Genomic DNA, 4,188 nt, shown 5'->3' with positions numbered 1-4,188 from the left:
ATGGATGCCTTTTCCACGATCGCTCACCACCGTGCCTTTTGGACACAGCAGCATCGGGCGGTTTGAAGCCTGCCCCTGAAAGCCGACTTCGGGAGGCCCACTCCCATCTTCGGTACAGCACCGCAGGCTCACACCTGCGCTCGTGACACACTATGGGACCTATCGGGCGGCAGACACTTTCGACGGGAAGTACCTGACCCTGTAGCCGTTGAACAGCCCCAGCGTCTCGTACAGCAATCGTTTACTCCACCTCTGCCAGCCGAAGCCCTGACGTTTCCGGGCGCGCAGCATGTGGCGCCTGATCTTCTTTTCTACCCAGTCTTTGATAAAGTTGAAGCACCGGCTGGAATGACCTACTGCGAAGTAGTTCACCCAGCCCCGCAGAATTGGATTGATCTCCTCGATGACCCGGTTGACCGGTTGGGAGACGTGGCGGCGGAAGATAGCCCGCAGCTTGTCCAACAACGCCGTGCGCTTCTTGAGCTTGGGCATGTATTGCGGTCGCCATGCACCTCGGAGTGACCGAGTCCGGCGGAAGTCGAACCCCAGGAAACCGAAGCTCTCGCCTCGGTCCAGCTCGACAGTTGTGCTCTTCTCTTCGTTGACCTCAACTCGCAGTTTGGCCAGTTCCTGCCTTAGCCGCTTGGGCACCGCCTGCCGCAGCCACGCGCATCGTGAATGGGCATCCACAAGGACCACCAGATCGTCGGCAAAGCGTGCGTACTCGACGGCGGTATACCGCCCGTCGCGCGTTACGGACTTGGCCCGCTCCAGCATTTGATCCACCTCGGTCAGGTAGATGTTGCTGAGCAGCGGGGAGATCACCCCGCCTTGCGGAACGCCTTGCTTGCCCGATGCCTTGAGCATCAGATTCAGCAACCGCATCACGTCATCATCATCAATCCGACGCGCCATCTTACCGAGCAACAGGTCATGCCGCACAGTGTCAAAATAGGCGCGCAGATCGAGATCAATCACGCAGGTCTTGTGTTCAACGATGGCCCTCGCGACGCGATCCACTGCTTGATGCGCGGTTCGCTTCGGTCGGTATCCGTACGACCCCGGCTGAAAGTCAGCCTCGAAAATCGGCTCCAGTATCAGCTTGAGCGCACCTTGCACAACGCGGTCGCAGATGGCAGGAATCGAAAGAACTCGGACTTTGCCTCTGTCCTTCGGTATTTCCCGCCGCCTCGACCGCAGCGGCACATAAGTGCGCGTGGTCAGTGCGTTCTGAATGCGTTCGAGGAACACCTCCACGCCCTGCGACTCAATGGCCTCGAACGTCACGCCGTCAATACCCGGCGCGCCGTCATTCGTCTTGGCCAACTCGTACGCCTCTCGCAGCGTCTCCAACTTGCACACGTGAACGTACAACCCCCAGAAACGCCAAGACGGTTCAGCCTTCGCCTTGACATATATCCCCCGCCTCAGGTCCTGCAGACTACTGGACGTCTTTATCATCTCGCCCCTGCCTTCCGTGTTGTTGGAGGAGTTACAACGCAGCAGGGCCCCATCGCTCGACCGGCATTACCCGGCGTCATCACTACCGCGGACCCGTCCGCCACCCTCTCACCTTCGGTCCACTTCCCGGGGTCACCGGTTATAGGACCTACCTTGTTCCGGCGATTTCGCGCCGGGGCGAGGAGGGTTTCTCCAGTTGCTTAGCTTGTCCTGTGTCACCGTGCCATCGCTTCCACCCCGCCGAAGTGGGCCAGCCGCATCGGTCAGATTTCGGCCGTCCATGCTGCCTTCACCCATGGGACGCGGGCTCGGCCTTCGGAGTTGAAGTTTTCGAGCCCACATCCGCGGTTCCAGTAGGAACGATGGTTACCCATCGCCCCCTGGACAGATCCGTACGTGCCCAATTAAGGCATACGGCTCCTGCCTCGGGTCATGACGCGAAATCTTTCCATCGGATGATCGTGGACGAGACGCAATGGGGGCAGAAAGCGCTGAACAAGCAGTGCGAAGCGCGACCAGGGCATGCGAGACCGCTGGCTGCGGCGTCGTAGCGCACACAACCAGGCCCGTTCCACCTCGGCGCGGAAACCGTCGAGCCGAAAGATGTTGCCGGGCACCGCAAAGTAGTTGTAGTACCCGCGCAAGACCTGTCCTAGCCAGCGCCCCACGACAGCTACCGGTTCGTGTCGACGGCGCAGCAGTGTGGACCATATCGCCTTCAGGCTGCTGCGCATGCGCTTCTTAACTGTCAGACGCAAGACGTCGAAGGCGCCCCTCCTGCTACGGGTGCAGCAGTGGGTAAAGCCCAGGAAGTCAAACGTCTCCGGCTTGCCAAGGTGGCGCGCTCGACGACGCTCCGCTGCATAACGACCGAACTCGATCAGGCGCGTCTTCTCCATGTTGAGAGCCAGCCCAAATTTGTCCAGTCGCTCCTGTACGGCGGCGAGGAAGCGTCGAGCCTCATGTTCGTGCTCGAAACCCAGCACGGTGTCATCGGCATACCGCACGACGATGACGCGGCCCTTCGCTTCCTTTTGGCGCCAACGATGCGCCCAGAGATCGAGAACATAATGAAGGTACACGTTCGCGAGCATCGGCGACAGCACTGACCCTTGCGGGCAGCCCCGGTCGCTTACGATCCTCCGTCCGTCCTCGATCACCCCTGCCTTGAGCCCCTTGCGGATCAGCCGCAATAGCCGCTTATCCGCAATTCGGTGTTCCAGAAACTGGCCCATCCATTCGTGGGAGATTTCATCAAAGAACCCGCGAATGTCCAAGTCTAGTATCCAGTTCACCTTTTGCGTCTTGATTCCGACGTAGAGCGCGTCCAACGCATCGTGCTGGCCACGCCCTCCACGAAACCCGTATGAGAATCCAAGAAAGTCCTCTTCATAGATCGCGCCCAGGACGGTCGAAACCGCTTGTTGCACGATCTTGTCCTCCAGGGAGGCAATCCCCAGTGGCCGCTGCCTGCCATCTGCTTTTGGAATGTAGACCCGTCGCGATGGCTGTGCCCGATACGTACCGGTATGTATCTCCCGATGCAACTCGTGCACCCGCGTGTAGAGAATTCCCTCGTATTCTCGCCACGACACGCCGTCCACACCCACCGCCGCATTCCGGCGCAAAGCATAAAAGCTCTCCACCAGTAGCGACGGCGTGATGTGGTGCAACAATGCCGTGAACCTCGTCCGCCGATCCCTACCGGCGACTTCACGTACACCGTCAAGTCCCATCGACGCACCTGTCCGGCTCTGTGTCCGGGGCGCGGGGGGCTCCCCGATGTTTCCCTTGGCTGCGCCCCTTCCCTCCATCGCCTCCGCGGGATTAGCTCCTTTGTTCGGCGACTTCTCTGGTAATACTGGCGCATCCGACTTCTCATCGACGTGGACGGCGGGCGTGCGGTTTTTGGCCTTCCCCGCCCCATCCGGACATGCGGTCCCGGATGCCGATGAGATCTCCCAGTTCCTGTGCAGGAAGCTTCCCGACATGCGCAGGGTCTCCGACCGCGCGGGATCGTCACATGACTCGCATCTAACGCCATGCAACGTGTTGCCTTCCGAGAAGTGAAACTCCGTCGGCATCCCGGTTTCCTGATTTCGCGGCTCTATGGCTGGCCTGCCGGTTTCCCCTGTCAACGCTTCGGTGGACGCCTCGCGACGGCCACCGCATGACTCGGGGTCAGCGTGGTTTGCTAGACCTTCGCTGTATCGAACTTTCATCGACTACCTCCTGCCAGTTTGTACTGGCGCACTTCACTTGCGTTACGGCCCGGTAACTCGCACCTTCCCTTTCAGAAGGCTTGTCGATAGGCTTCAGATCATCGATTTCTCTCCTATCTGCTATCCAAGCTACGAGGCTTCTGACTTCTACCCCGGCAGGACTATCTCCTGCTGAACAAGCCAGCCTTCGCTGGACGCACGTCCCCGCCCTTCGCTCCACCCACTCCGCAGCCGATTTCCCGGCATTGTTCGCAGGCCTCCTCGCTAGTACGGCGAAGTCTGACTTCTCCCGCCCGTTCATCATCGGCTACGGCTCCTCACCTTCCCGATGCGGACCAGCCCATGCTGCGACTGGCCAGACGAGAGATCTCCCGGTTCCCGCGTAAAGAGCGTCCGTGCGTGCCAGGGTCTTAGAAGGCCTAACAAAATGACTTCCTGAGGTGTCGCCAACAGATGATGCAACAGGCGATCTTCAGGAATGCTTCATGGATGGTGGCGAGGCGTT

Annotated in this window: 2 protein-coding genes and 1 pseudogene; all 3 read right to left on the bottom strand. The window is 60.0% G+C overall.

Features of this window, described 5'->3' with window-relative positions; translation table 11 throughout:
• Positions 1-159: 159 nt before the first annotated feature.
• Positions 160-1,461 (bottom strand): group II intron reverse transcriptase/maturase, encoded by a 1,302-nt coding sequence (gene ltrA / locus RM96_RS27795; protein WP_039014961.1) that lies wholly within the window; start codon positions 1,459-1,461, stop codon positions 160-162.
• A gap of 404 nt (positions 1,462-1,865) precedes the next feature.
• Complete coding sequence (ltrA, locus tag RM96_RS27790; protein WP_443112282.1) at positions 1,866-3,545, bottom strand: group II intron reverse transcriptase/maturase; 1,680 nt, start codon at positions 3,543-3,545, stop codon at positions 1,866-1,868.
• Positions 3,546-4,102: 557 nt separating this feature from the next.
• A pseudogene (locus RM96_RS38940) lies at positions 4,103-4,188 on the bottom strand (IS5/IS1182 family transposase); the annotation flags it as partial.

Origin of the sequence: Cupriavidus sp. IDO (genome assembly GCF_000812465.1) — a bacterium.
Classification (GTDB): Bacteria; Pseudomonadota; Gammaproteobacteria; order Burkholderiales; family Burkholderiaceae; genus Cupriavidus.
This window is presented reverse-complemented; position numbering and strand designations above follow the sequence as displayed.